Genomic DNA, 23,961 nt, shown 5'->3' on the forward strand with positions numbered 1-23,961 from the left:
AGCAGGCTCGCTCCCACAGTTGGTTCCTGAGTGACCATCGGATGAGGCCCCCCCAGATCTATGTGGGAGCGAGCCTGCTCGCGATAGCGGTGGGTCAATCAACATCAATGGCACTGATCCGACGCCATCGCGAGCAGGCTCGCTCCCACAGTTTGGGGCCGGGGGACTGCAAAATTTGTGTTCGGCACAAAGAATTGCTTCAAGTCAGCTCCATTTCCTTTGGCTTTACCACCGGCACAACCTCGAAGCGATCCGCCAGGAACGGCGTGATGTCCAGCGGCAGGGGCTCGTTGTTCACCAGTTTGTCCAGCAGCACTCCGGTGATGGCCGAGGTCAGGATGCCGGTGCGAAAGTGCCCACAGGCATTTAGGTACCCTTCCACGCCGCGCATCGGGCCCAGGATGGGCAACTCATCAGGTGAGCCGGGGCGCAAACCGGCCCAGGTGCGTTTCAGGTTGATGTCGGCCAGCTGCGGTATGCAGCGCACCGCGCCCTGCACCAACCCCTCGATTTCCGGGTAGGTGGTGGTCACGTCGAAACCCCTGTCTTCGGTGGTACTGCCGATGAGGATTTCGCCGTTGTCCTTTTGCGCGACATAGCAGTCGCTGGTGGTCAGGCACCCGTTGAGGATCTTCGGCATGCGTTCGGTCAGCAGGATTTGCCCCTTGACCGGCTTGACCGGGATTCGCACACCGGTGGCCTGCTCGCTCAGGTCCGCCGCCCAGGCACCGGCGGCATTGATCAACGTCCGACACATGAACGTCCCGGCTTCGGCGGTTCTCACCCCCGTCACCCGCGCCCCGTCTCGAAGCACCTGCGCCACGTTGGTGTTGAAGAACATATCGACGCCGTTCTGCCGGGCACCCTCGGTGTAGGCATCGGCCAGCCGGAACGGGCTGACCTGATGGTCGCACAGAAACTCCAGCGCGCCCCGGGCCTCATGGCTGACATTCGGCTCGGCCTCGCGCAGGGCGGCCTGGTCGAGCCAGCGTACCTGATCGGCCAGGTGGGGAATGCAGGCGACGATGTGCTCGGCATACAAACGGTCTTCATCGTCGTAGATCACGAACTTGAGCCCGGTCTCCTCGAACTTGAAGTCCATGCCGTGGTTGTCCATCAGCTCGCGGTGCAGTCGGGGATACATCGCGTTGGACTGCAAGGCGAAATCGAAGAACGACTGGGGCAGGATGTGCGGCGTGCTGGCGTCCACCGCCACGGCGGCGCCCTGGGCCTGGCGCTTGCGGTTGGCCGACATCATCCGAAAGAAAATCACCCCGCAGCCCAGGCCCACGGATTCACCGATGGCCCACAGGCCGCCGGCCGAAGCGCGGGTGGCGTTGCCGGGGCGCTTGGCGTCGATCAAGGCGATCTTCAAATGCTTGCGTTTGGACAGTTGATAGGCACAGGACGCACCGATCACGCCCCCGCCGACGATAACGACATCATAGTGCTTGAGGTCTGAATGCTCAGTCATGCCGGAGGGCCTCCGTGCCGACGTTCTGAAAGGCTGAAAAGGGAATCGGGTCGATGGGGAAACGCGGCCGCAGCCAGCCAACGTCGGCACGCCCGGTGGCCTGGCGCAGGCGATCACTGCAATAGCCCACGCACATCCGCCCCTGACAGTCACCCATGCTCACGCGGGTGCGCATTTTCAGGCTGGCCATGTCTTGCACGCCCTGCTCCAGGGCGCGGTCGATGTCGGCGCGGGTCGCGTGTTCGCAGCGACAAATGACCGTGTCGGCGGTCGGCAACGCGGTTTGTCCGGCGCCGCGTTGCGTGTAGCGGTCCACGGCGGCGCGAAAGCGAATGATCCGGTCCAGTTGCGCCCTATACCGGTCGCGGTACTCCAGGGCAGTGGAGCAATCCAGCAGGTCGGCCTGCATCAGGATCGACAGTGCGGCGATGCGCCCGCTCAACATGGCGGCTTCGCCACCGCGAATCCCGCCCACGTCGCCGGCCAGGTGAATGTGCGCCTCGCTGCTTTGCTGCCAAGCATCGGACACTGCCCGCAAATAACCGTCATCGATGAAGCCATGCTCCAGGCCCATCTGCTGGCTCAATTGGGTGCGCGGGATGAAACCATAGCCGACTGCCAGCGTCTGGGCCGGGACCTGTTCGGCTCGTTCGAGGTCGGGCTCCCAGGTACTGGAATACGGTGCAACGGTGACGATGTCCAGCTCGCCCTCGCCGTTGGCCTGTACCACTCCCCAGCCATAACGCACGGGGATGCGATGCAGTTTGAGATAAGCCAGCATGCTCAGGCCGTCGAGGAACAATTGCGGTTTGTTCAGCAATGCCAGGCTTTCCCTGGCGATCTTGCCGAAGGCACAAGCCTCATAGACGCCCGCCACGGCCACGCCCGAAGCGTGAAGTTGACAGGCCACCAGCGGCAGCAACGGGCCTGTACCGGCGATCACCACCGGCCCCGGCGGCTTGACCGCTCCGCTCTTGATCTGCAATTGCAGACCACCGAGCAGCATCACCCCCGGCAGTGTCCAGCCAGGGAACGGCACGCTGCGCTCGTGACAACCGGCCGCCAGCACCAGGTGGGAATAGCTGACCTCGCGCAGTTGTTCATCGGCGTTCAGCAGCATCAGCGCCTTGAACCCTTCGGCGCCGATGACGCGGTGGTTGAGTTGCACATCGATCAGCCCGGCGTAGCGCTGGAACTCACCGTGGAGTTTGTTCAGGGCTTCGCTGTAGCGCGGCCCGAGGTAATCCAGGCTCACCCCGTCGCGCAGCGGCCCGCGGTAGACCACGCCACCCAGGCGCGGCGCTTCTTCGAGCAGGGTGCAACGCACCCCGTGGGTGGCCAGCTCGATGGCCGCGGCCATACCCGCCGGCCCGCCGCCGACAATCACCGGATGGAGGTTCATGGTGCCTCCCTTTCGGCGATGCGATTGGCCCGGGTTTCGATTTGCATGCCGGGACGCACTTGGGTCTGGCAGGCGCGGCGCTTGTGGCGGCCGTCGATCTTGACCAGGCAACATTGGCACACGCCCATGCCACAGTATGCGCCACTGAGTTGGTCGTGATCGTTGCGTGCTACCTGGCGCTGGCCCAGGGCCTGAATGACGCTGAGGACGGTTTCACCTTGGGCCGCGCTGACGGACTGCCCGTCCAGGTGCACCGTCATGTCGGCCTGCTGCAGCGGCTGGATATCAAATTTTCGGCGTAGAAGGTCTTGAGGTTGCATCATGTTGCTCTTCCTTGAAGGTTCAGTGAGGTCTCGGCTCCTTGCGGCACACCATCACCGGTTCGTGTCAGTGCCCATCAGCGACAGCGCGCCAAAGCAGGGCAACGGACGCAGCATGATGGTGCGCACTAAATTTATGTTAGGGATTATTTGTGACCAAGTGTTGATCCAGGCCAGTGAATACCGCTGTCGGCGTCCATGAACATTTTTTCAGAAAGCCGACAGCTATTTTTTGGCAGAATGCTGCGCAATGGCTTCAATTTCTCACCCGGTACCGCCCATGAACCGCATTTTGACCATCGAAGACGACGCCGTGACCGCCCGTGAAATCGTCGCCGAACTAACCCGCAATGGCCTGGATGTCGACTGGGTCGACAACGGCCGCGAGGGCCTGGAACGGGCGGTGAGCGGCGATTACGACCTGATCACCCTGGACCGCATGCTGCCCGAACTCGACGGGCTGGTGATCGTGACGACCTTGCGCACCATGGGCGTGGCCACGCCCATCCTAATGATCAGCGCCCTCTCCGATGTGGACGAGCGGGTACGCGGCCTGCGGGCCGGTGGCGACGATTATCTGACCAAGCCGTTCGCCACCGACGAGATGGCCGCCCGGGTCGAAGTCCTGCTACGACGCAACAACGGTGCCCGCGAGCCGGAAACCGCACTGCGGGTGGCCGACCTGGAACTCAACCTGATCAGCCGCGAAGCCAGCCGCAACGGGCAACTGCTCAGCCTGCTGCCCACCGAATACAAGCTGCTGGAGTTCCTGATGCGCAACAGCGGCCAGATCCTCTCGCGCATGATGATTTTCGAAGAGGTCTGGGGCTATCACTTCGATCCCGGCACCAACCTGATCGACGTCCATATCGGCCGCCTGCGCAAGAAAATCGACCCGCCGGGCCTGGAACCGCTGATTCGCACGGTACGAGGTTCCGGCTATGTCATTGCTGAACCCCGCTAAGGGCTGGCGCTCCTCCAGCAGTCGCCTGCTGGCGCTGTACAGTTCGCTGTTCGTGCTCTGGAGCGCGGTCCTGATGGGGGTGATGTATTACGAAGTGTTCGGTTACCTCGACAGCCTTGCCAAGCACTCCCTGATGCAGCGTCAGCACCTGTTCGCACGTATCCATGGCGATCAGTTGGAAGATGCTCTCATGGCCAGCCTGACCCTGGATGAACGCGGCGTCGACGCCTACGGCCTGTTCGATCCGCAATTGCGCCACTTGAGCGGACCGATCCGGCACGTCCCCCCCGATCTGCCGCTGGACGGCAATATTCATATGCTCGGCGGCTGCGTCGATTCCAGGGATCCAGGTATTCCTTCCGACAGTTGCGACGCGGTGGCGACCCGGACCCAAGACGGCCGCTGGTTGGTCCTGGCGCGGGACAACGGCTCGCTGTTCGCTGTCACGCGCATCATTCTGCACGCGTTGTTCTGGGGCGTGTCCCTGACCATTTTGCCGGGCATTGCCGGCTGGCATCTGTTGCGTCGGCGACCGTTGCAACGCATCCGCAAACTGCAGGCCAGTGCCGAGGCCATCGTGGCCGGTGACCTGACTCATCGCCTACCGCTGTCGAGCCGTCGCGATGAGCTGGACATGCTGGCGGCGATCGTCAACGCCATGCTCGATCGCATCGAACGCCTGATGAACGAGGTCAAGGGCGTGTGCGACAACATCGCCCATGACCTGCGCACCCCGCTGACTCGCCTGCGCGCCCAGCTTTATCGCATCCAGCAGCAAGCCCCGGACGGCTCGTCCGAGGCGTTGCAGATGGATCAGGTGATTGCCGAGACTGACACCCTGATGGCGAGGTTTCGGGGCTTGTTGCGGATTTCCGAGCTGGAAGACCAGCAACGACGCTCAGGGTTCGTGCGCCTCGATCCGTTGCAGTTGTTGCAGGAACTGCACGATTTTTATCTGCCGCTGGCCGAGGAGCGGGAACTGACCTTCACCCTCCAAGTACCCGCTGCCCTGCCCTTGCTCAACGGCGACCGGGCATTGCTGTTCGAGGCGGTGTCCAACCTGCTGAGCAACTCGATCAAATTCACCCCGCCGGGCGGTGAGGTGATCCTGCGTGGCGTTGATCAGGGCGACAGCAGCCGCATCGAAGTGCTCGACTCCGGGCCCGGAATCCCCGAGGCGGAGCGCAAGGCTGTGTTTCGCCGCTTCTACCGCGCCGAGGGCAGCAGCCAGCAGAGCGGCTTTGGCCTGGGGCTGTCGATCGTCGCGGCGATTGTCAACTTGCACGGGTTCACGCTGGAAGTGGGCAGCAGCGAGCAAGGCGGCGCTCGGCTGGCACTCGATTGCCGGGCGACGCTGCTGTAGGTGGCGGCTACCAAGTTCAGCGGAAAAGTTCAGCGGATCACTCAGGCGGGGTCACTTCGATACAGCGGGGTGTTTTCAAGCTCATACCGCAACTCATCGATCAGCTTTGCCAGGCTTTCTTCCGAGCGGACGCTGTCGACGCTCATGCCGCTCACCACCAGATCCACCTCCCCGCTTTCGCGGTGATACAGGCGTACGGTAAGGGTTCCGTCGCCGTTGAGGCTGCATTCGCAGGCCAGTGGCTTGAAGCTTTCTTCGAGTCGGGCGCGCAGGGGGGCCAGTAGGGTCATCCGTTGCTCCTCAGCGCTGTAGCCGTGAGCGACCGGCGGGCAACTGCGGGCTCATAGGCCCGGCAAGCGTCCTGGCGATTGCACGATTGATTCGTTCACTGCTCATTGTGGCGTGTTCCTTGACTGTTTCGTGGGGGACGCGGCATTGCGCAGAGAATGCCGCACCCTCACAGCCTAAGGAGCCAACGGCGCGGGCAAAACCCGAATTTGCACCAGCACGCCCGGTGCATTTGCACTGGCCATCATGGTGCCTTCATTCGCCACTCGTTGGCGAACAGGCCGCGTTCGCGCGCCCAGACGATTGCCTCGCTGCGGCTGTGAACATCGAGTTTGGAGTACAGCGTCGCCACGTGATTGCGCACGGTATTGGGGGCCAGCTTCAAGCGCGCGGCGATTTCCTTGTCGGCCAGGCCCTGGCAGATCAGCCCCAGCACATCACGCTCCCGGGCTGTGAGCTCGGTAAATGAAGTGCTGGGCAACTGGGCGTTGATGCTCTTCACATTGGCCAGTTTTTCGATCAGGGTCCGACTGAACCAGGAGGCATCTTTCATCACCTCTTCGATGGCCGCCACCAGCTCCAGCTCCGAGCGTTTGCGTTCGGTGATGTTCATCAACACCAGCAAATAACACGGCTTGTCCTGAATGACGACAGTATCGGCTGCCATCTCGCAGTCGATCTGCTCCCCACCTTTTTTGTGAACCTTGACGTCGACGCTGGACACGGTTGCGGTTTTTTCCAGCGTGGCAAACAGTGCGGCGCAGGCATCCGGGTCGAGAAAGCCGATTTCCTCCACGGTTTTACCCAGCAGTTCTTCACTGGCGTAACCGCTGGTCTGGAGAAAGGCTTCGTTGATCTCCAGCAATTGCTGTTCGGCGCTGCACACCAGGGTTGGCACGGGCGTGAGACGGAACGATTTGGCAAAGCGCTCCTCGCTCTGGCGCAACGCCGTTTCGGCCTTGCGGCGCGGCTCCATGTCCATGAAGGAAAACAGCATGCAGTCTTCGTCATGCAGGTCATCCAGCGGCTGGCCCGCGACAATCACTTGCTTGCTGCCGCCCCCTGGCAGTTTCAACTCAGCCTGCATTTGCGGAATGGTCGCGCCCTGCCCCAGGCGCTCGATGGCCAAGTCACGTTTCTCGGCGGCCTCGAGCACATCCAGCTCATACACCGAACGCCCGATCACCTGCTCGCGGCTATAGCCGGTCATTTCCAGAAAGCCTTGGTTGACCTTGATATAGCGCAAGTCACTGAGGCGGCAGATTACCGCTGGCGCCGGGTTGGCCGCGAAGGTTCTCTCGAAACGCTGTTCGGCGCTGGCCCACTCGGTGGCATCGCTGAGAATCAGCACCAGCAATTCCGCCTGGCCGCTACGGTCGGTCAGCACCATGCTGCGAATCCGATGAACCCAGGTGCGATCCGGATCAGCCTCGGGCGTGACCTCCACCAATACATCGCTGAACTCATCGCCACGGGCGACCCGGGCAATGGGGTAGTTGTCCGCGGTCAGCGGGTGGTTGTTGCGATAACGCAAATTGAACCGCTGGGCGTATTCCTCGGCGTTGGCCCCCAGCGCCTTGAGGTCAGTGACCCCGTGCATGGTCAACGCCGCTTCGTTGGCCCAGGCGATGGTCTGATCGACTTCGATCAACATCACCCCGTCAGACAGCCCGGCGATGATTTGCAGCAGTTGACGACGATTGGTATCGGTAGTCGGGACATCCTGGCTCATCGGGTCTCCATGTGGTCAGAGGAGCATGGAGATTACGACCATTCGCGGCGATGACACGTTCCCCTATAGGAACTGTCGAGTGCAACGAGGCTGCGATCTTTTAATCCTCAAGCTGCTTCAAGCCGCCATGCGTCCCTCGGCAATCGCCTGTGAGGCGGCGAGCATCGCTCGCAGCAGCACCGCACACCCGGCAGCCAGATCATCCGGGGCGGCGTTTTCGATTTCGTTGTGGCTGATGCCGCCTTCGCACGGCACGAAGATCATCCCGGCTGGCCCCAGTTCGGCGAGGAAGATCGCGTCGTGGCCTGCGCCGCTGACGATGTCCATGTGGGACAGGCCCAGCCCTTGGGCAGCACCACGCACAGCTTCGACACAACCCTTGTCGAAGTACAGTGGCGGAAAGTCAGCCGTAGGGGTCAGTTCATACGTCAGGCCGTGTTGCTGGCAAGTGTCATCAATGACTTGCCTGACCTCGGCGATCATCGAATCCAGGCGTGCCGGCTCCAGGTGACGAAAATCCAGGGTCATGCGCACTTCGCCGGGGATGACATTGCGCGAACCGGGATAGGCTTGCAGGCAGCCAACCGTGCCACAGGCATGGGGTTGATGGCCGAGGGCCGCGCGGTTGACGGCGCCGACGATGATCGAAGCACCGACCAAAGCGTCCTTGCGCAGGTGCATCGGGGTCGGGCCGGCGTGGGCTTCGACGCCCCGCAAGGTCAGATCGAACCACTTCTGCCCCAGTGCCCCCATCACCACACCGATGGTCTTGCGTTCGTCCTCCAGGATCGGCCCCTGCTCGATATGCGCCTCGAAATACGCCCCCACCGGATGCCCGCTGACCGGGCGTGGCCCGGCGTAGCCGATGGCATTGAGTGCCTGGCCGACGGTAATGCCCTCGGCGTCGGTCTTGGCCAGGGTTTCTTCGAGGGTGAACTTCTCGGCGAATACGCCGGAGCCCATCATGCACGGGGCGAAGCGCGAACCTTCTTCGTTGGTCCAGACCACCACCTCCAACGGTGCTTCGGTTTCTATTTTCAAGTCATTGAGGGTGCGCAGCACTTCCAGGCCGGACAGCACACCGAAGCATCCGTCGAACTTGCCACCGGTAGGCTGGGTGTCGATGTGGCTGCCGGTCATCACCGGTGGCAGGTTCGGATTGCGCCCCGGCCGACGGGCGAAAATATTGCCCACCGCGTCAATGCTGACGGTGCAGCCGGCTGCCTCGGTCCATTGCACGAACAAGTCCCGGGCCTGGCGGTCCAGATCGGTCAGGGCCAGCCTGCACACCCCACCCTTGACCGTGGCACCGAGCTGCGCCAGGTCCATGAGCGACTGCCACAAGCGGTCGCGATTGATGTGCTGTTGGGTGGACTGTAGAACGTCGACGGCTGCGTTCATGGGGGATCTCCAGTTTTTTCAGGCATTTTCTCGTTGTACTTGAGGCCGCTATCGCGAGCAGGCTCGCCCCCACAGGGGATCTGCTGTGCACACAGGCTTGCGTTCACCCCAATCCAGTGTGGGAGCGAGCCTGCTCGCGATGAGGCCCTCCTTTACACCGCAGTTTTAGCGATGGACGGGCTCGCCCGCATACTGCACAACCCGTAATAAATCACCCCGCCCAGTGCCGAGCCGGTGAACCAGCCGTAGCTGTAGAACCAGCTGAATGCATCGCTGCCCAACGACAGCAGCGTCAGCACCACAGGCACGCCAAAGGCGATGAAGCCGTTCCAGTTCCAGGCCGGGTAGACGTCGTCGCGGTACAGCCCGGCCAGGTCCAGTTGTTGTTTCTTGATCAGGAAATAGTCCACCACCATGATCCCGGCAATCGGCCCCAGCAGGCTCGAATAGCCCAGCAGCCAGTTGGAATAGACCGACTCAAGGCTGACCTCGGAAACGATCAGACCGAGTTTCTTCAGCAGTTCGTGGGCCATCAGCGCCAGCCCTACCAGCCCGGTCAGCATCACCGCCTTGGTACGGCCGATCAGTTTTGGCGCCAGGTTCTGGAAGTCGTTGGTGGGTGAGACGATGTTGGCGGCGGTGTTGGTCGAGAGCGTGGCGATGATGATCAGCACCATGGCCAGGGCCACCCACAGCGGGCTCTGAATGTGTCCGATCAGGGTCACCGGGTCAGAGACGGTCACGCCCACCAGTTTCGCCGAGGCCGCCGTCATTACCACGCCGAGGGCGGCGAACAGGAACATGGTCAGCGGCAGGCCGATGATCTGCCCCACGATCTGGTCTTTCTGGCTCTTGGCATAACGACTGAAGTCAGGAATGTTCAGCGACAGCGTGGCCCAGAAACCCACCATCGCTGTGAGCCCTGCCAGGAAATAACTGGTCACGCCGGCACCTTCGGGCCGCTTGGCCGGCTGCGCCATCAGTTCGGTCAGGGAGACGTTGGGCAACGCCCACATCAGCAGGCCGACTCCCACCAGCACCAGCAGCGGCGCGGACAGGGTTTCCAGCCATTTGATCGACTCGGCACCGCGCAGCACCACCCACAGGTTCAGGACCCAGAACACCATGAAACCAATCACTTCGCCGGTGCCACCCAGGCTCTTCCAGCCTTCGAACACCGAGCCGAGAAACAGGTGAATCGCCAGCCCGCCGAACATCGTCTGGATTCCGAACCAGCCACACGCCACCAGTGCGCGGATCAGGCAAGGCACGTTGGAGCCGATGACGCCGAAGGACGAGCGCAACAGCACCGGGAACGGAATGCCGTATTTGGTCCCGGCAAAGGCGTTCAGGGTCAGGGGAATCAGCACGATGATGTTGGCGAACAGGATGGCCAGCAACGCTTCACCCACCGACAACCCGAAATAGGCCGTGAGCACGCCGCCCAGGGTGTAGGTCGGCACACAGATCGACATGCCTACCCATAACGCGGTGATGTGCCATTTATTCCAGGTTCGCTCATGCACCTGGGTTGGCGCGATGTCATGGTTGTAACGGGGGCTGTCGAGAACGTCGCTGCCGGCTTCAAGCTCGAATAACCCGTCGCGCTCGGTCACTGTTGATCTGGTCATGTCCGCTCCACTGTTTTCATTATTTTTGCTCATCGACTGGCGATGGCCGGAGTACTTGCATGTAAAGCGCGCGTTCTACCGGCGGCCCTGCCTGGCAGCGACAGCACTCAATAACTGTGCCGATTGCCTCGCCGGGTTGACCGGTTGAACGATATAACACCGACAACTTTATGATATTTAACGCTTTAATTTAATTTCATTGTCCGCTCGCACTGCGCGCCAGTGCCCTTGAGGCTAGATGACCTGCACGTTCTGTCGAGCCCGAGATTCAAAGTGGTGCACCCCACAATATTGCGAAGCGTCTAAACCGCACTTTAACGCCTTTCAAGCTGCTGATTTAGCATGATAAATCTCGCTCAAATAATGATCCTGTCAAGTGCGTCAAAATGGTGAGGCGGCTCACCATTTTGGTGATTTATAGATTAAATTGATATTTTTCAATGAGTTATATATTCAAACAACCCATTAAAAATAATCTTGCCGATTCGTAAAACTCCAGCTAGCTTCTAATCCTGACAGCCGTGACAGGATTAGAACTCTGCACGACTTCATCACTTCCCCATCATGATCTATACAACATAAAGAACCGGCATCAGTCGGTCATGCCTGCGAGGAACTCGGAATGTCTTTGTTGATCCGTGGCGCCACCGTAATAACCCATGATGAACGTTATCGCGCCGATGTGTTGTGTGCCGAGGGTGTGATCAAGGCCATTGGTGAAAACCTGGATGTGCCCGCCGATGTCGAAGTACTCGATGGCAGCGGCCAATACCTGATGCCGGGCGGCATCGACCCGCATACCCATATGCAGTTGCCGTTCATGGGCACCGTCGCCAGCGAAGATTTTTTCAGTGGCACGGCAGCAGGCCTGGCGGGAGGCACGACGTCGATCATCGACTTTGTCATTCCCAATCCCCAGCAATCGCTGATGGAAGCCTTCCACCAGTGGCGCGGCTGGGCGGAAAAAAGCGCCAGTGATTACGGTTTTCACGTGGCGATCACCTGGTGGAGTGAACAGGTTCGTGAAGAGATGGCCGAGCTCGTCAGCCATCACGGGGTGAACAGCTTCAAGCACTTCATGGCCTACAAGAACGCGATCATGGCGGCCGACGACACCTTGGTGGCAAGCTTCGAGCGCTGCCTGGAACTGGGCGCCGTGCCCACGGTGCATGCCGAGAACGGCGAGCTGGTTGATCACCTGCAGCGCAAGTTGCTGGCCCAGGGCATTACCGGCCCCGAAGCCCATCCGCTGTCGCGGCCCTCGCAAGTGGAAGGTGAAGCCGCGAGCCGGGCCATCCGTATTGCCCAGACCCTGGGCACGCCGCTGTACCTGGTGCATGTGTCGACCAAGGAAGCCCTGGATGAAATCACCTATGCCCGCAGCCAGGGTCAGCCGGTCTACGGTGAAGTACTGGCCGGGCATCTGCTGCTCGACGATAGCGTTTATCGCCACCCCGACTGGCAGACCGCCGCCGGTTACGTGATGAGCCCGCCCTTCCGCCCTCGCGGGCATCAGGAAGCGCTCTGGCATGGCTTGCAATCAGGCAACCTGCACACCACCGCCACCGACCATTGCTGTTTCTGCGCCGAACAGAAAGCCGCCGGCCGCGAAGATTTCAGCAAGATTCCCAACGGCACCGCCGGTATCGAAGACCGTATGGCGGTGCTGTGGGATGAAGGGGTCAACAGCGGCAAATTGTCGATGCATGATTTCGTCGCCCTCACCTCCACCAACACGGCGAAGATCTTCAACCTTTACCCGCGCAAAGGCGCCATTCGCGTCGGCGCCGACGCCGACCTGGTGCTCTGGGACCCGCAAGGCAGCCGCACGATTTCGGCCAAGACCCACCATCAACAGGTGGACTTCAACATCTTCGAAGGCAAAACCGTGCGCGGCGTGCCCAGCCACACCATCAGCCAGGGCAAGCTGGTCTGGGTCGATGGCGACCTGCGGGCCGAACGCGGAGCGGGACGCTACATCGAACGACCGGCTTACCCGGCGGTGTTCGATTTGTTGAGCAAGCGGGCGGAGTTGCACCGGCCGGTTGCAGTGAAACGCTGATAGCGGCCTACGGCCTATCGCGAGCAGGCTCGCTCCCACACTGGATTTTGAATGGATACAAAATCTGTGTGCACCGCAGATCCCTGTGGGAGCGAGCCTGCTCGCGATGAGGCCAGTCCGGACACAAAAAACACTGCCCACCAGAGGCAGCACCTCAAACACCGTGAGGCCAATTCCATGATCCAGCCCTTGAGTCACCTCCCCCATTCCCAGGAAGACCCGACCACCCTGGCCGCGCGTTTCAGCGACCTGGCGCCGCCGCTCAACCCACGACAGGCGCACCTGGAAGCATCCCGTTGCCTGTACTGCTACGACGCGCCGTGCGTGAACGCCTGTCCGAGCGAGATCGACATCCCTTCGTTCATCCGCAACATCCATCAGGACAACGTCCAGGGCGCGGCGCAGAAGATTCTCTCGGCCAATATCCTCGGCGGCAGTTGTGCCCGGGTCTGCCCCACGGAGATCCTTTGCCAGCAAGCCTGCGTGCGCAACAACGCTCAAGAGTGCGCGCCGGTACTGATCGGCCTGTTGCAACGCTACGCCGTGGACAACGCCCACTTCAGCGAACACCCGTTCAAACGCGCCGCCGCCACCGGCAAGCGCATTGCCGTGGTCGGCGCGGGTCCTGCGGGGTTGTCCTGCGCTCACCGCAGCGCGATGCACGGCCACGATGTGGTGGTGTTCGAGGCCCGGGAAAAGGCCGGTGGCCTCAACGAATACGGAATCGCCAAATACAAGCTGGTGGACGATTATGCCCAGCGCGAACTGGACTTTCTGCTGGGCATCGGCGGCATCGAAATCCGCCATGGGCAAAAGCTGGGCGAAAACCTCAGCTTGAGCGACTTGCATCAGCAATTCGACGCTGTGTTCCTCGGCCTCGGCCTGGCCGCCAGCAAACAACTGGGCCTGAGCGATGAACAGGCGCCGGGGCTGCTGGCCGCCACCGAGTACATCCGCGAACTGCGCCAGGCTGACGACCTTAGCCAGTTGCCGCTGGCCGACCGCTGCATCGTCCTCGGTGCCGGCAACACCGCCATCGACATGGCCGTGCAGATGGCCCGTCTCGGTGCCCGGGACGTCAGCCTGGTGTACCGGCGCGGCCTTGAGGACATGGGCGCCACCGGCCATGAGCAAGACATCGCCAAGGCCAATCAGGTGCGTCTGCTGACCTGGGCCCAACCGCAACAAGTGCTGCTGGACGAGGCCGGGAATGTGCGGGGCATGCGTTTCTCCCGCACCCACCTGGAGAACGGTCGGTTGGTCACCGGCGCCGACACCTTCGACCTGCCCGCTGACGGGATTTTCAAAGCCATTGGCCAGGCCTTCGATGACCACGCGCTGGCGGACCCGCTGGCCCGTGAACTCAAACGCCAGGATGGACGGATCCTGGTAGACGAGCATTTGCGCACCAGCATCGCCGGCGTGTATGCCGGCGGTGACTGCACCAGCCTGGACCAGGACCTGACGGTGCAGGCCGTGCAGCACGGCAAGCTTGCCGCCGAGGCGATCAACGCTCAACTCATGCTCAACGTGGAGGCTGCGTAAATGGCCGATCTGTCGATTGTCTTCGCCGGCATCAAAGCCCCCAATCCGTTCTGGCTGGCCTCCGCGCCGCCGACCGACAAGGCCTACAACGTGGTGCGTGCCTTCGAGGCCGGTTGGGGTGGCGTGGTATGGAAAACCCTTGGAGAGGACCCGGCGGCCGTGAACGTGTCGTCGCGTTACTCGGCCCACTTCGGCGCCAATCGCGAGGTGCTGGGCATCAACAACATTGAGCTGATCACCGACCGTTCGCTGGAGATCAACCTGCGGGAAATCACCCAGGTGAAAAAGGACTGGCCGGACCGGGCGCTGATCGTGTCGTTGATGGTGCCGTGCGTGGAAGAATCCTGGAAACGCATCCTGCCCCTGGTTGAAGCCACGGGTGCCGACGGTATCGAGCTGAACTTCGGCTGCCCCCACGGCATGCCCGAGCGGGGCATGGGCGCAGCCGTCGGCCAGGTGCCGGAGTACGTCGAGCAAGTCACGCGCTGGTGCAAGAGCTATTGCTCGCTGCCGGTGATCGTCAAGCTCACGCCGAACATCACCGACATCCGCGTCGCTGCTCGCGCGGCCCATCGGGGCGGCGCCGATGCAGTGTCGTTGATCAACACCATCAACTCCATCACCAGCGTCGACCTGGACCGCATGGTCGCCCTGCCCATCGTCGGCAGTCAGAGCACCCACGGCGGCTACTGCGGCTCGGCGGTCAAGCCGATCGCGCTGAACATGGTCGCGGAAATCGCCCGCGACCCGCAGACCCAGGGCTTGCCGATCTGCGGCATCGGTGGCATCGGCAGTTGGCGCGACGCGGCGGAGTTCATCGCCCTGGGCAGTGGCGCCGTGCAAGTGTGCACGGCGGCGATGCTCCACGGTTTTCGTATTGTCGAAGAGATGAAGGACGGTCTGTCACGCTGGATGGACGACCACGGCCACGCCAACCTGCAGGCATTTTCCGGTCGCGCGGTGGGCAACACCACCGACTGGAAGTACCTGGACATCAACTATCAAGTCATCGCGAAGATCGACCAAGCGGCCTGCATCGGCTGCGGTCGCTGCCACATCGCCTGTGAAGACACGTCCCACCAGGCCATCGCCAGCCTCAAGCAAGCGGACGGGACGCACAAATATGAAGTGATCGATGAAGAGTGCGTAGGCTGCAACCTCTGCCAGATCACCTGCCCGGTGCAGGACTGCATCGAGATGGTGACGGTGGAAACGGGCAAGCCGTTCCTGGATTGGAACCATGATCCGCGTAATCCCTATCATGTAGCGGTCTGAAATTTGCGGTGTCTGGCCGGGCGCCATCGCGAGCAAGCTCGCTCCCACAGAGGATCGTGTCGTTCACAGATTTTGTGTACGCCAGAAATCCACTGTGGGAGCGAGCCTGCTCGCGATAGGGCCATCAGCCTCAACACAGATCTCAAGGCTCCAACCCAATCCCCCGCAAGATCACACTGGTCACCGTCTGCACTGCCCGCTCAAACTGCATGTCGGACAGTGGCTGGTGATCATTGAGGATGTTGATCTGGTGGTCGAAGTCGGCGTAGTGCTGGGTCGAGGCCCAGATCATGTAGAGCAGGCTTGAAGGCTCTACGGGGAGGATGCGTTTGTCCTCCACCCACTGGCGGATTTTTGCCTCTTTCATCTTGGCCCAGTCATAGAGGCTGGCATCCAGCGCCTGGCCCAGGGTCGGGGCGCCGTGGATGATTTCGTTGGCCCAGACCTTCGAGCCGTAGGGCCGGCTACGGGAGTGGTTCATCTTGGCGCGGATGTAACTGCTGAGCACCACCCGCGGGTCATCGAACATCTCGAAGCACAAGGCATCCTGCTTCCAGACCTCCAACAGATCGAACAGCACGGCGCTGTACAGCTCGCTCTTGGTGCTGAAGTAATAATGCAGGTTGGATCGGGGCAGTTGCACCTCGGCAGCGATGTCGGCCATGGCGGTGCCGCCGAAGCCCTTTTCGGCAAAGACCTTTTCGGCGGCCAGCAGGATTTTCTCGACGTTACTGCGACGAATCTCGATCTTGTGATTGCCCATGAGGGCTCCCTGACGACAGCGTTGGTCAAGACTAGCATTCACCCACTTCTGAAAACACCGGCGCTGCTTGTGGGAAAGCTTCTGTGGCGAGGGAGCTTGCTCCCGCTCGGCTGCGCAGCAGTCGTAAAACCGGCTGGCGCGGTATCCCTGGAAAACCGCGCCAGTTCATTTTGGGGCTGCTGCGCAGCCCAGCGGGAGCAAGCTCCCTCGCCACAAAAGCAGGTTCGGGTTGGCCTCTGGGGGTGTTCTTCAAAGGCCAGTTTCAAGGGGTGAGTCAGCTAGTGCGCTTCGACGTTATCCAGCACACGGTTCGCCAGCAATCCGCTCAATTCGATCAATTGCTGGATGCCCAGGGCGATGTGGCGCCTGGGACCTTCCAGGTCGAAGGCCAAGTCACTGACCATGGCATTGGCCGAGGCCAGGTTTTCGCTGAGGTTGGCGAGCAGGGTTTCGGTGTCGACGCCATTGGCGACGGTGAACAGTTGGCCGGGATCGGCCTCGGATTTGCTGGGTTTGGGCTTGAGGTAGTGGTCGAGGATGCGGTCGGCGGCTTTGTCGAACGCCTTGGAATTGGATGGATCTGTACCGGGTGGGTTGGGGGTTACTTTGAACATAGGTGAATCTCCAAATCGAAAAATGGAGCCATCACTCTCGCTACCAAACGAAGGGTGGCGGCCATACGCGGGTTGGTAGACCGGTGACTTGGAGAACCGGCGCGTCCGAAAACGCCCTGCGCATGACCGCCATAAAACAGATACCAAAACGGACTGTATGACAGGGGCTATGCGTCAAGTCAAAAGCCGGGCTACCAAACCCGATCACTGATTCAATCAGCGACCCGGAAACGATAGAACCCTGCCCCCCAGGCGCACAAGCCGGCGGATTCTGGCGCAGTTGTAGGCAACGGCGCAAGACAACGTAGCCCGACCCCGAACGATCCTACATCTGGATAAACACAAACCCGTTTGGACCCGGCATAGGGTTAAACAACACACCCTCGCCACAAGAGCCTTCTTGTTTGATCGTTCCCACGCTCCTGCGTGGGAATGTCGCCAGGGACGCTCCGCGTTCCGCTTCTGGAAGGTGACGCAGAGCGTCACTGGATGCATTCCCACGCCGAGCGTGGGAACGATCAAAAACACCGGCGCTGCTTGTGGGAAAGCTTCTGTGGCGAGGGAGCAAGAGCTCCCTTAAGACTTCCAATCGCCAGCATTCGACTAATGTCTTAGACCAGTCATCGCACAACCAAGCACCCTCCCCGCTACTCTCAAACCACGCTTCGACACGGCGCCACGGCCTGCAATCTTGAGCTCGGCCAGCGCCAGCCATTGAAACGTCTCATTTTGAGCACATCCGAGTTGGACAATTCCGATAATGGCCAGTTGACAACGAGGAGCAGCTTCCAAATAATCCACCTCATGTTGTACGACGACGTATGACAAATAAAAACAACAAAAAAGTAGGGAGCGTCATAGTGAGCACACGTGTCCGTTTTTCGCCCAACCACCGTCAAAATCGCCGTACCTTTCTCAACGCCAGCCCCGCCCTGGTCCTTCTCGGTTGCAGCAGCCTTGCCGCGTTCCTGCCAATGTCCGCCAGCGCCGAAGGCTTCGTCGATGACGCCAAGGTCAATCTCAACCTGCGCAACTTCTACATCAACCGCAACTTCACCAACCCGGCTAACGCCCAAGGCAAAGCCGAGGAATGGACCCAGAGTTTCATTCTCGACGCCAAGTCCGGCTTCACCCAGGGCACAGTCGGTTTCGGTGTAGACGTGCTGGGCATGTACTCGCTCAAGCTCGACGGTGGTCGCGGCACTGCCAATACCGCCTTGTTGCCGGTGCATGACGATGGCCGCCCGGCCGATGACTTTGGTCGCCTGGGTGTCGCACTCAAGGCCAAGGTGTCGAAAACCGAGTTGAAGGTGGGCGAATGGATGCCGGTGCTGCCAATCCTGCGCTCTGACGATGGCCGCTCCCTGCCGCAGACTTTCCGCGGTGGTCAAGTCACCTCCACCGAGATCAATGGCCTGAGCCTGTACGGCGGCCAGTTCCGCGCCAACAGCCCGCGTAACGACGCGAGCATGGAAGACATGTCGATGAACGGCCGCGGTGCGTTCACGTCCGACCGCTTCAATTTCGGCGGCGGCGAATACGCCTTCAACGACAAGCGCACTCAGGTCGGCGTCTGGTACGCGGAACTCTCGGACATCTACCAGCAAAAATATTTCAACCTGACCCACAGCCAGCCCATCGGTGACTGGACCCTGGGCGCCAACCTGGGCTACTTCATCGGCAAGGAAGAAGGCAGTGCCCTGGCGGGCGACCTGGACAACAAGACCGCCTTCGCCATGCTCTCGGCCAAATACGGTGGCAACACCTTCTACGTCGGCCTGCAAAAACTCAGCGGCGACGATGGCTGGATGCGCGTCAACGGCACCAGCGGCGGCACCCTGGCCAACGACAGCTACAACTCCAGCTACGACAACGCCCAGGAAAAATCCTGGCAAGTGCGCCACGACTTCAACTTCGCCGCCGTCGGCGTACCGGGCCTGACCCTGATGAACCGCTACATCAGCGGTGACAACGTACACACCGCTACTGTTAATGACGGCAAGGAATGGGGTCGCGAAAGCGAACTGGCCTACACCGTACAAAGCGGTGCGTTGAAGAGCCTCAATGTGAAATGGCGTAATTCAACGATGCGTCGGGATTACAGCAACAACGAGTTCGATGAAAACCGCTTGATCGTCAGCTACCCGATCTCGCTTCTTTAAGCCGGGATCGGTCGCCATGGTCGCTTTTCAAAAGGGCCATGGCGACGCGACAGCCAAAGGCAGGGACGCCGTTGTAGAGCGATTCGTCGATCAAACGTTGACAAGGTAGCGGTAGGATAAGGATATTCCCTCTCGGTCGTACGACAACTTATAACAACTGATACCTCTCACCGTTTGCTCAGGTAATTTCATGACTACGACACACATTCGCCACCCCTTCAATCGTCTGCTGCTGACCGGTGCTGCCGGCGGCCTGGGCAAAGTCTTGCGTGAACGCCTCAAGCCTTTCGCCCGCCACATTCGCCTGTCGGACATCGCCAACATGGCCCCGGCCATTGATGAAAGTGAAGAAGTGGTGCCGTGCGACCTGTCTGATAAACAGGCGGTGCATCAACTGGTGGAAGGCGTCGATGCCATTTTGCATTTCGGCGGTGTTTCGGTAGAGCGTCCGTTCGAAGAAATCCTCGGCGCCAACATCAGCGGCGTGTTCCACATCTATGAAGCCGCCCGCAAGCATGGCGTCAAGCGCGTGATCTTCGCCAGTTCCAACCACGTCATCGGTTTCTACAAGCAGGACGAGGTCCTCGACGCCCTATCCCCTCGCCGTCCGGATGGCTACTACGGCTTGTCCAAGTCCTACGGCGAAGACATGGCCAGTTTTTACTTCGATCGCTACGGCATCGAAACCGTGAGCATCCGCATTGGCTCGTCGTTCCCCGAGCCACAAAACCGCCGGATGATGAGCACCTGGCTGAGCTTCGACGACCTCACCCAACTGATCGAATGCTCGCTCTATACCCCGAAAGTCGGCCACACCGTGGTGTATGGCATGTCCGCCAACCGCGACGTCTGGTGGGACAACAGCCAGGCCGCGCACCTGGGCTACCAGCCCAAGGACAGCTCCGAAATCTTCCGTGACAAGGTCGAAGCGCAGCCGATGCCGGCCGCCGATGACCCGGCCAGGGTCTACCAGGGTGGCGCCTTTGTCGCAGCCGGCCCGTTCGACGACTGATTCGCCTGTTTTTCATGGGATACGAACGAACCAAGGAATCGCCATGCAAGCCGAATTGATTGTCGATGCACGCAACGCCGTCGGTGAGAGCCCAGTGTGGGTTCCCGAGGAGAACGCCCTGTACTGGGTGGACATTCCCAGCGGTGGGTTGCAGTGCTGGAATGCCGGAACCGGACAGCTCAAAGGCTGGGAAACCCCCGAAATGCTCGCCTGCATCGCCCGTCACCAGGACGGGGGTTGGATCGCCGGCATGGAGAGTGGTTTCTTTCGCCTGCACCCCTTTGATGACGGCAGCCTGGACAGCGAATTGTGCGCCAGTGTCGAGCACGCCCGCACCGACATGCGCCTCAACGATGGCCGTTGCGACCGCCAGGGCCGTTTCTGGGCCGGCAGCATGGTGCTGAATATGGGGGCCAACGCCGACCAGGGGCGGATGTACCGCTTCGATGGCGGACAGCGCGGGCCGGTCGAGGCACAACTGAGCGGGTTCATCGTGCCCAATGGCCTGGGCTTCAGCCCGGATGGGCGCACGATGTACCTCTCCGACTCACATCCGTTGATCCAGCAGATCTGGGCTTTCGACTACGACATCGACAGCGGCACGCCCTCCAACCGACGGCTGTTCGTCGACATGATGCCCCTGGCCGGACGCCCGGACGGCGCGGCGGTGGACGCAGAAGGTTGCTATTGGATCTGCGCCAACGATGCCGGCCTCATCCATCGTTTCACCCCGGATGGCCGACTGGATCGCTCTTTGGCGGTGCCGGTGAAGAAACCGACGATGTGCGCCTTTGGCGGCAGCCGTCTGGACACCCTGTTCGTCACCTCGATCCGCCCTGGCGACGACACTGATCCGCAGTCCCTGGCCGGGGGCGTGTTTGCCCTCAACCCCGGCGTCAAGGGCCTTGCTGAAACGGCTTTCGGAGGATCGAAACCCGCCGCCAACTGACCTGCATTGCCGCTTCATTCGATAGACATAAAAACAACAACACTGGAGATTGACCATGAATTTCAAACGCACGCTTCTGATCGCAGCCCTCCCCCTGGCCTTCCTTGCGCAAGCGGCACAGGCTCTTGAGATCAAGTTTGCCGATATCCATCCTGATGGCTATCCAACCGTGGAAGCGGAAAAAATCCTTGGCAAGACGCTGGTCGAGGAAAGCAAAGGCCAAAAAGACCCGTTCACCTTCAAGATGTATTCCGGCGGTGTGTTGGGCTCGGAAAAAGAAGTCATCGAGCAGCTTCAGGTCGGTGCCGTCCAGATGGCCCGCGTCAGCCTGGGCATCGTTGGGCCGGTGGTGCCGGACGTAAACGTCTTCAACATGCCATTCGTGTTCCGTGACCAGGCACACATGCGCAAGATCATCGACGGTGAAATCGGCCAGGAAATCCTCGACAAGATCACCAACTCCGAATTCAACCTGGTGGCCCTGGCCTGGATGGACGGCGGTACTCGCAACCTCTACACCAAGAAACCCGTGCACAAGCCCGAAGACATGCATGGCATGAAAATTCGTGTCATGGGCAACCCGATGTTCATCGAGACCCTCAACGCCATGGGCGGTAACGGGATTGCCATGGACACCGGTGAAATCTTCAGTGCTCTGCAGACCGGCGTGATCGACGGTGCGGAAAACAACCCGCCGACCATGCTCGAGCACAACCACTACCAGAACGCCAAGTACTACAGTTTGACCGGCCACCTGATCCTGCCGGAGCCGGTGGTGATGTCCAAGTTCACCTGGGAAAAACTCACCCCCGAGCAGCAAGCCCTGGTGAAAAAAGCGGCCAAACAATCCCAGCTGGACGAGCGCGAATTGTGGGACAAGAAGACTGCCGCCAGTGAAGAGAAACTCAAGGCCGCGGGCGTTGAGTTCATCACCGTCGACAAGAAACCCTTCTATGACGCCACCGCACCGATCCGGGCCAAATACGGTGCACCGTACGCCGACCTGATCAAGCGTATCGAAGCCGTTCAGTAACACCTCTCAATCTGTACTTGAAAAGGCCAGGTGCGCCCGATGTCACGGGCGCGCCCGGTTACGGTGGAACCCGATGAAGAATTTGCTGCTGCGCATCAACGACAAGATTTACATGACTTGCATCTGGGTCGCCGGCCTCTCTGTCCTGGCAATTGCTCTGATGATTCCCTGGGGCGTGTTCGCCCGCTACGTGCTGGGTACCGGCTCAAGCTGGCCGGAACCCACCGCGATTTTGCTGATGATCGTGTTCACGTTCATCGGCGCCGCCGCCAGTTACCGCGCTGGTGCGCACATGGCCGTGGACATGCTCACCAACCGCCTGCCCCCTCACTTGAAAACCGCGGCATCGGTGTTTTCCCAACTGCTGATGGCGGTGATCTGCATCTTCATGATCAGCGGCGGCACCAAACTCTGCCTGTCCACCTGGAACCAGTACATGAGCGCCCTGCCCACACTGCGGGTCGGCATCACGTACATGCCCATACCGGTCGGTGGTTTTCTGACCCTGATTTTTGTCCTGGAAAAACTCTTGCTCGGTGATCAGAGCAAGCGCCGGGTCGTGCAGTTCGACCTGGTCGAAGAAAGTGAAGGTGCCGCTTAATGGACGCTCTGATTCTGCTGGGCAGTTTTTTCCTGTTGATCCTGATCGGCATGCCGGTCGCCTACGCCCTGGGTGCCGCTGCGCTGATCGGCGCGTGGTGGATCGATATTCCATTCCAGGCCGTGATGATCCAGGTCGCGGGCGGGGTGAATAAATTTTCGTTGCTGGCCATTCCGTTCTTCGTCCTGGCCGGTGCAATCATGGCCGAGGGTGGTATGTCTCGCCGGCTGGTGGCCTTCGCCGGTGTGCTGGTGGGTTTCGTGCGCGGCGGTCTGTCACTGGTCAACCTCATGGCCTCGACGTTCTTCGGTGCCATTTCCGGATCCTCAGTGGCCGACACCGCCTCGGTGGGTTCGGTACTGATCCCGGAGATGGAACGCCGCGGCTACCCGCGGGAGTTCTCCACCGCAGTGACCGTCAGTGGTTCGGTACAAGCCCTGCTGACCCCGCCCAGCCACAACGCGGTGCTGTACTCCCTGGCAGCCGGCGGTACGGTTTCCATCGGTGCGCTGTTCATGGCCGGCATCGTGCCGGGCCTGCTGATGAACGCCTGCCTGATGGTGCTGTGCCTGATCTTCGCGAAGAAGCGCAACTACCCTAAGGGCGAAGTGATTCCCCTCAAGCAGGCACTGAAAATCTGCCGGGAAGCCATGTGGGGCATGATGACCATGTTCATCATCCTCGGCGGCATCCTCTCGGGTGTTTTCACCGCCACCGAATCGGCCGCCATCGCTGTGCTCTGGGCATTCTTCGTGACCATGTGCATTTACCGCGACTACAAGTGGAGTGAGTTGCCGAAACTGATGCATCGCACGGTGCGTACCATCTCGATCGTGATGATCCTGATCGGCTTCGCCGCCAGCTTCGGCTACATCATGACGCTGATGCAGATCCCGGCGAAAATCACCACCCTGTTCCTGACCATCTCCGACAACCGCTACGTGATCCTGATGTGCATCAACGCGATGCTGCTGGTCCTGGGTACGGTGATGGACATGGCGCCGCTGATCCTGATCCTGACCCCGATCCTGATGCCGGTGATCATGGGCATCGGCGTGGACCCGGTGCAGTTCGGCATGATTATGCTGGTGAACCTGGGTATCGGGCTCATTACTCCGCCGGTGGGAGCAGTGCTGTTCGTCGGCTCCGCCATTGGCAAGGTCAGTATCGAAAGCACCGTCAAGGCCCTGCTGCCGTTCTACGGCGTGCTGTTTCTGGTGTTGCTGGCCGTGACCTACATTCCGGCGATCTCGCTGTGGTTGCCGCGTCTGGTGTTGTAACCCTATAAATGAGCAAGCCCCCTTGTGGCGAGGGAGCTTGCTCCCGCTGGACTGCGAAGCAGGCCCATAGGTTTTTGACTCCGGGCGTCT

The 23,961-nt window shown here is 60.8% G+C and carries 20 protein-coding genes; 11 read left to right on the forward strand and 9 right to left on the reverse strand.

The window, feature by feature from the left end:
* Window positions 1-199: 199 nt before the first annotated feature.
* From hcnC to hcnA, 3 genes are read right to left on the reverse strand one after another with little or no spacing between them, the layout of a single operon-like run.
* Window positions 200-1,474, reverse strand: a complete 1,275-nt coding sequence (hcnC, locus tag BW979_RS19750) for a cyanide-forming glycine dehydrogenase subunit HcnC (RefSeq protein WP_076385272.1) — start codon at window positions 1,472-1,474, stop codon at window positions 200-202.
* Complete coding sequence (hcnB, locus tag BW979_RS19755) at window positions 1,467-2,876, reverse strand: cyanide-forming glycine dehydrogenase subunit HcnB (protein ID WP_076385274.1); 1,410 nt, start codon at window positions 2,874-2,876, stop codon at window positions 1,467-1,469. The genes hcnC and hcnB overlap by 8 nt, the downstream gene beginning before the upstream one ends.
* The gene (gene hcnA, locus BW979_RS19760; protein ID WP_076386697.1) at window positions 2,873-3,196 is read right to left on the reverse strand and encodes a cyanide-forming glycine dehydrogenase subunit HcnA; all 324 of its coding nucleotides are present in this window, start codon (window positions 3,194-3,196) and stop codon (window positions 2,873-2,875) included. The genes hcnB and hcnA overlap by 4 nt, the downstream gene beginning before the upstream one ends.
* A 280-nt stretch (window positions 3,197-3,476) precedes the next feature.
* On the opposite strand from hcnA, the gene BW979_RS19765 reads away from it, so the two are divergent.
* Window positions 3,477-4,160, forward strand: coding sequence for a response regulator transcription factor (locus tag BW979_RS19765; RefSeq protein WP_047230191.1), 684 nt, complete (start codon window positions 3,477-3,479; stop codon window positions 4,158-4,160).
* Window positions 4,138-5,523 (forward strand): sensor histidine kinase, encoded by a 1,386-nt coding sequence (locus BW979_RS19770; protein ID WP_076385276.1) that lies wholly within the window; start codon window positions 4,138-4,140, stop codon window positions 5,521-5,523. Before BW979_RS19765 ends, BW979_RS19770 begins: the two co-directional genes overlap by 23 nt.
* Window positions 5,524-5,564: 41 nt before the next feature.
* Here BW979_RS19770 and BW979_RS19775 read toward each other — a convergent pair whose 3' ends face one another.
* The 4 genes from BW979_RS19775 to BW979_RS19790 form a co-directional block, all read right to left on the reverse strand.
* On the reverse strand, window positions 5,565-5,813 hold the full coding sequence (locus BW979_RS19775; protein ID WP_047230189.1) for a DUF1652 domain-containing protein: 249 nt from the start codon (window positions 5,811-5,813) through the stop codon (window positions 5,565-5,567).
* A 242-nt stretch (window positions 5,814-6,055) separates the two neighbouring features.
* On the reverse strand, window positions 6,056-7,543 hold the full coding sequence (locus BW979_RS19780) for a PAS domain S-box protein (protein ID WP_076385278.1): 1,488 nt from the start codon (window positions 7,541-7,543) through the stop codon (window positions 6,056-6,058).
* Window positions 7,544-7,660: 117 nt separating this feature from the next.
* Entirely contained in the window at window positions 7,661-8,944 is a 1,284-nt protein-coding gene (locus BW979_RS19785) for a Zn-dependent hydrolase (protein WP_047230187.1), read from the reverse strand.
* Window positions 8,945-9,096: 152 nt separating this feature from the next.
* The gene (locus tag BW979_RS19790; RefSeq protein WP_047230186.1) at window positions 9,097-10,575 is read right to left on the reverse strand and encodes an NCS1 family nucleobase:cation symporter-1; all 1,479 of its coding nucleotides are present in this window, start codon (window positions 10,573-10,575) and stop codon (window positions 9,097-9,099) included.
* Between the two features lie 622 nt (window positions 10,576-11,197).
* Between BW979_RS19790 and hydA the strand changes: the two genes are divergently transcribed.
* From hydA to preA, 3 genes are all read left to right on the forward strand, one after another.
* Window positions 11,198-12,637, forward strand: coding sequence for a dihydropyrimidinase (hydA, locus tag BW979_RS19795; protein WP_076385280.1), 1,440 nt, complete (start codon window positions 11,198-11,200; stop codon window positions 12,635-12,637).
* 177 nt (window positions 12,638-12,814) lie between these two features.
* Window positions 12,815-14,182 (forward strand): NAD(P)-dependent oxidoreductase, encoded by a 1,368-nt coding sequence (locus tag BW979_RS19800; protein WP_076385282.1) that lies wholly within the window; start codon window positions 12,815-12,817, stop codon window positions 14,180-14,182.
* Entirely contained in the window at window positions 14,183-15,457 is a 1,275-nt protein-coding gene (gene preA, locus BW979_RS19805) for an NAD-dependent dihydropyrimidine dehydrogenase subunit PreA (protein WP_076385284.1), read from the forward strand.
* Window positions 15,458-15,599: 142 nt separating this feature from the next.
* Here the strand turns inward: preA and BW979_RS19810 are convergent, their stop codons facing one another.
* Both BW979_RS19810 and BW979_RS19815 read right to left on the reverse strand, forming a co-directional pair.
* A complete protein-coding gene (locus tag BW979_RS19810) occupies window positions 15,600-16,220 on the reverse strand; it encodes a TetR/AcrR family transcriptional regulator (RefSeq protein ID WP_047230182.1) in 621 nt (206 codons plus the stop codon).
* A 278-nt stretch (window positions 16,221-16,498) separates the two neighbouring features.
* Window positions 16,499-16,834, reverse strand: coding sequence for a DUF6124 family protein (locus BW979_RS19815; protein WP_076385286.1), 336 nt, complete (start codon window positions 16,832-16,834; stop codon window positions 16,499-16,501).
* 974 nt (window positions 16,835-17,808) lie between these two features.
* Between BW979_RS19815 and BW979_RS19820 the strand changes: the two genes are divergently transcribed.
* The 6 genes from BW979_RS19820 (at window position 17,809) to BW979_RS19845 (ending at window position 23,871) form a co-directional block, all read left to right on the forward strand.
* Entirely contained in the window at window positions 17,809-18,996 is a 1,188-nt protein-coding gene (locus BW979_RS19820) for an OprD family porin (RefSeq protein ID WP_442962059.1), read from the forward strand.
* A 190-nt stretch (window positions 18,997-19,186) separates the two neighbouring features.
* Window positions 19,187-20,008 (forward strand): NAD-dependent epimerase/dehydratase family protein, encoded by an 822-nt coding sequence (locus BW979_RS19825; protein WP_076385290.1) that lies wholly within the window; start codon window positions 19,187-19,189, stop codon window positions 20,006-20,008.
* A 43-nt stretch (window positions 20,009-20,051) separates the two neighbouring features.
* Window positions 20,052-20,957, forward strand: a complete 906-nt coding sequence (locus tag BW979_RS19830; protein WP_076385292.1) for an SMP-30/gluconolactonase/LRE family protein — start codon at window positions 20,052-20,054, stop codon at window positions 20,955-20,957.
* Window positions 20,958-21,012: 55 nt separating this feature from the next.
* Window positions 21,013-21,990, forward strand: a complete 978-nt coding sequence (locus tag BW979_RS19835; protein ID WP_047227599.1) for a TRAP transporter substrate-binding protein — start codon at window positions 21,013-21,015, stop codon at window positions 21,988-21,990.
* A gap of 73 nt (window positions 21,991-22,063) precedes the next feature.
* Window positions 22,064-22,591: a TRAP transporter small permease gene (locus tag BW979_RS19840; protein ID WP_047227600.1), complete on the forward strand. Its 528-nt coding sequence runs from the start codon at window positions 22,064-22,066 to the stop codon at window positions 22,589-22,591.
* Entirely contained in the window at window positions 22,591-23,871 is a 1,281-nt protein-coding gene (locus tag BW979_RS19845; protein WP_047227601.1) for a TRAP transporter large permease, read from the forward strand. The genes BW979_RS19840 and BW979_RS19845 overlap by 1 nt, the downstream gene beginning before the upstream one ends.
* Window positions 23,872-23,961: the final 90 nt, after the last annotated feature.

Source organism: Pseudomonas sp. A214 (genome assembly GCF_900156295.1).
Taxonomy (GTDB): domain Bacteria; phylum Pseudomonadota; class Gammaproteobacteria; order Pseudomonadales; family Pseudomonadaceae; genus Aquipseudomonas; species Aquipseudomonas rhizophila.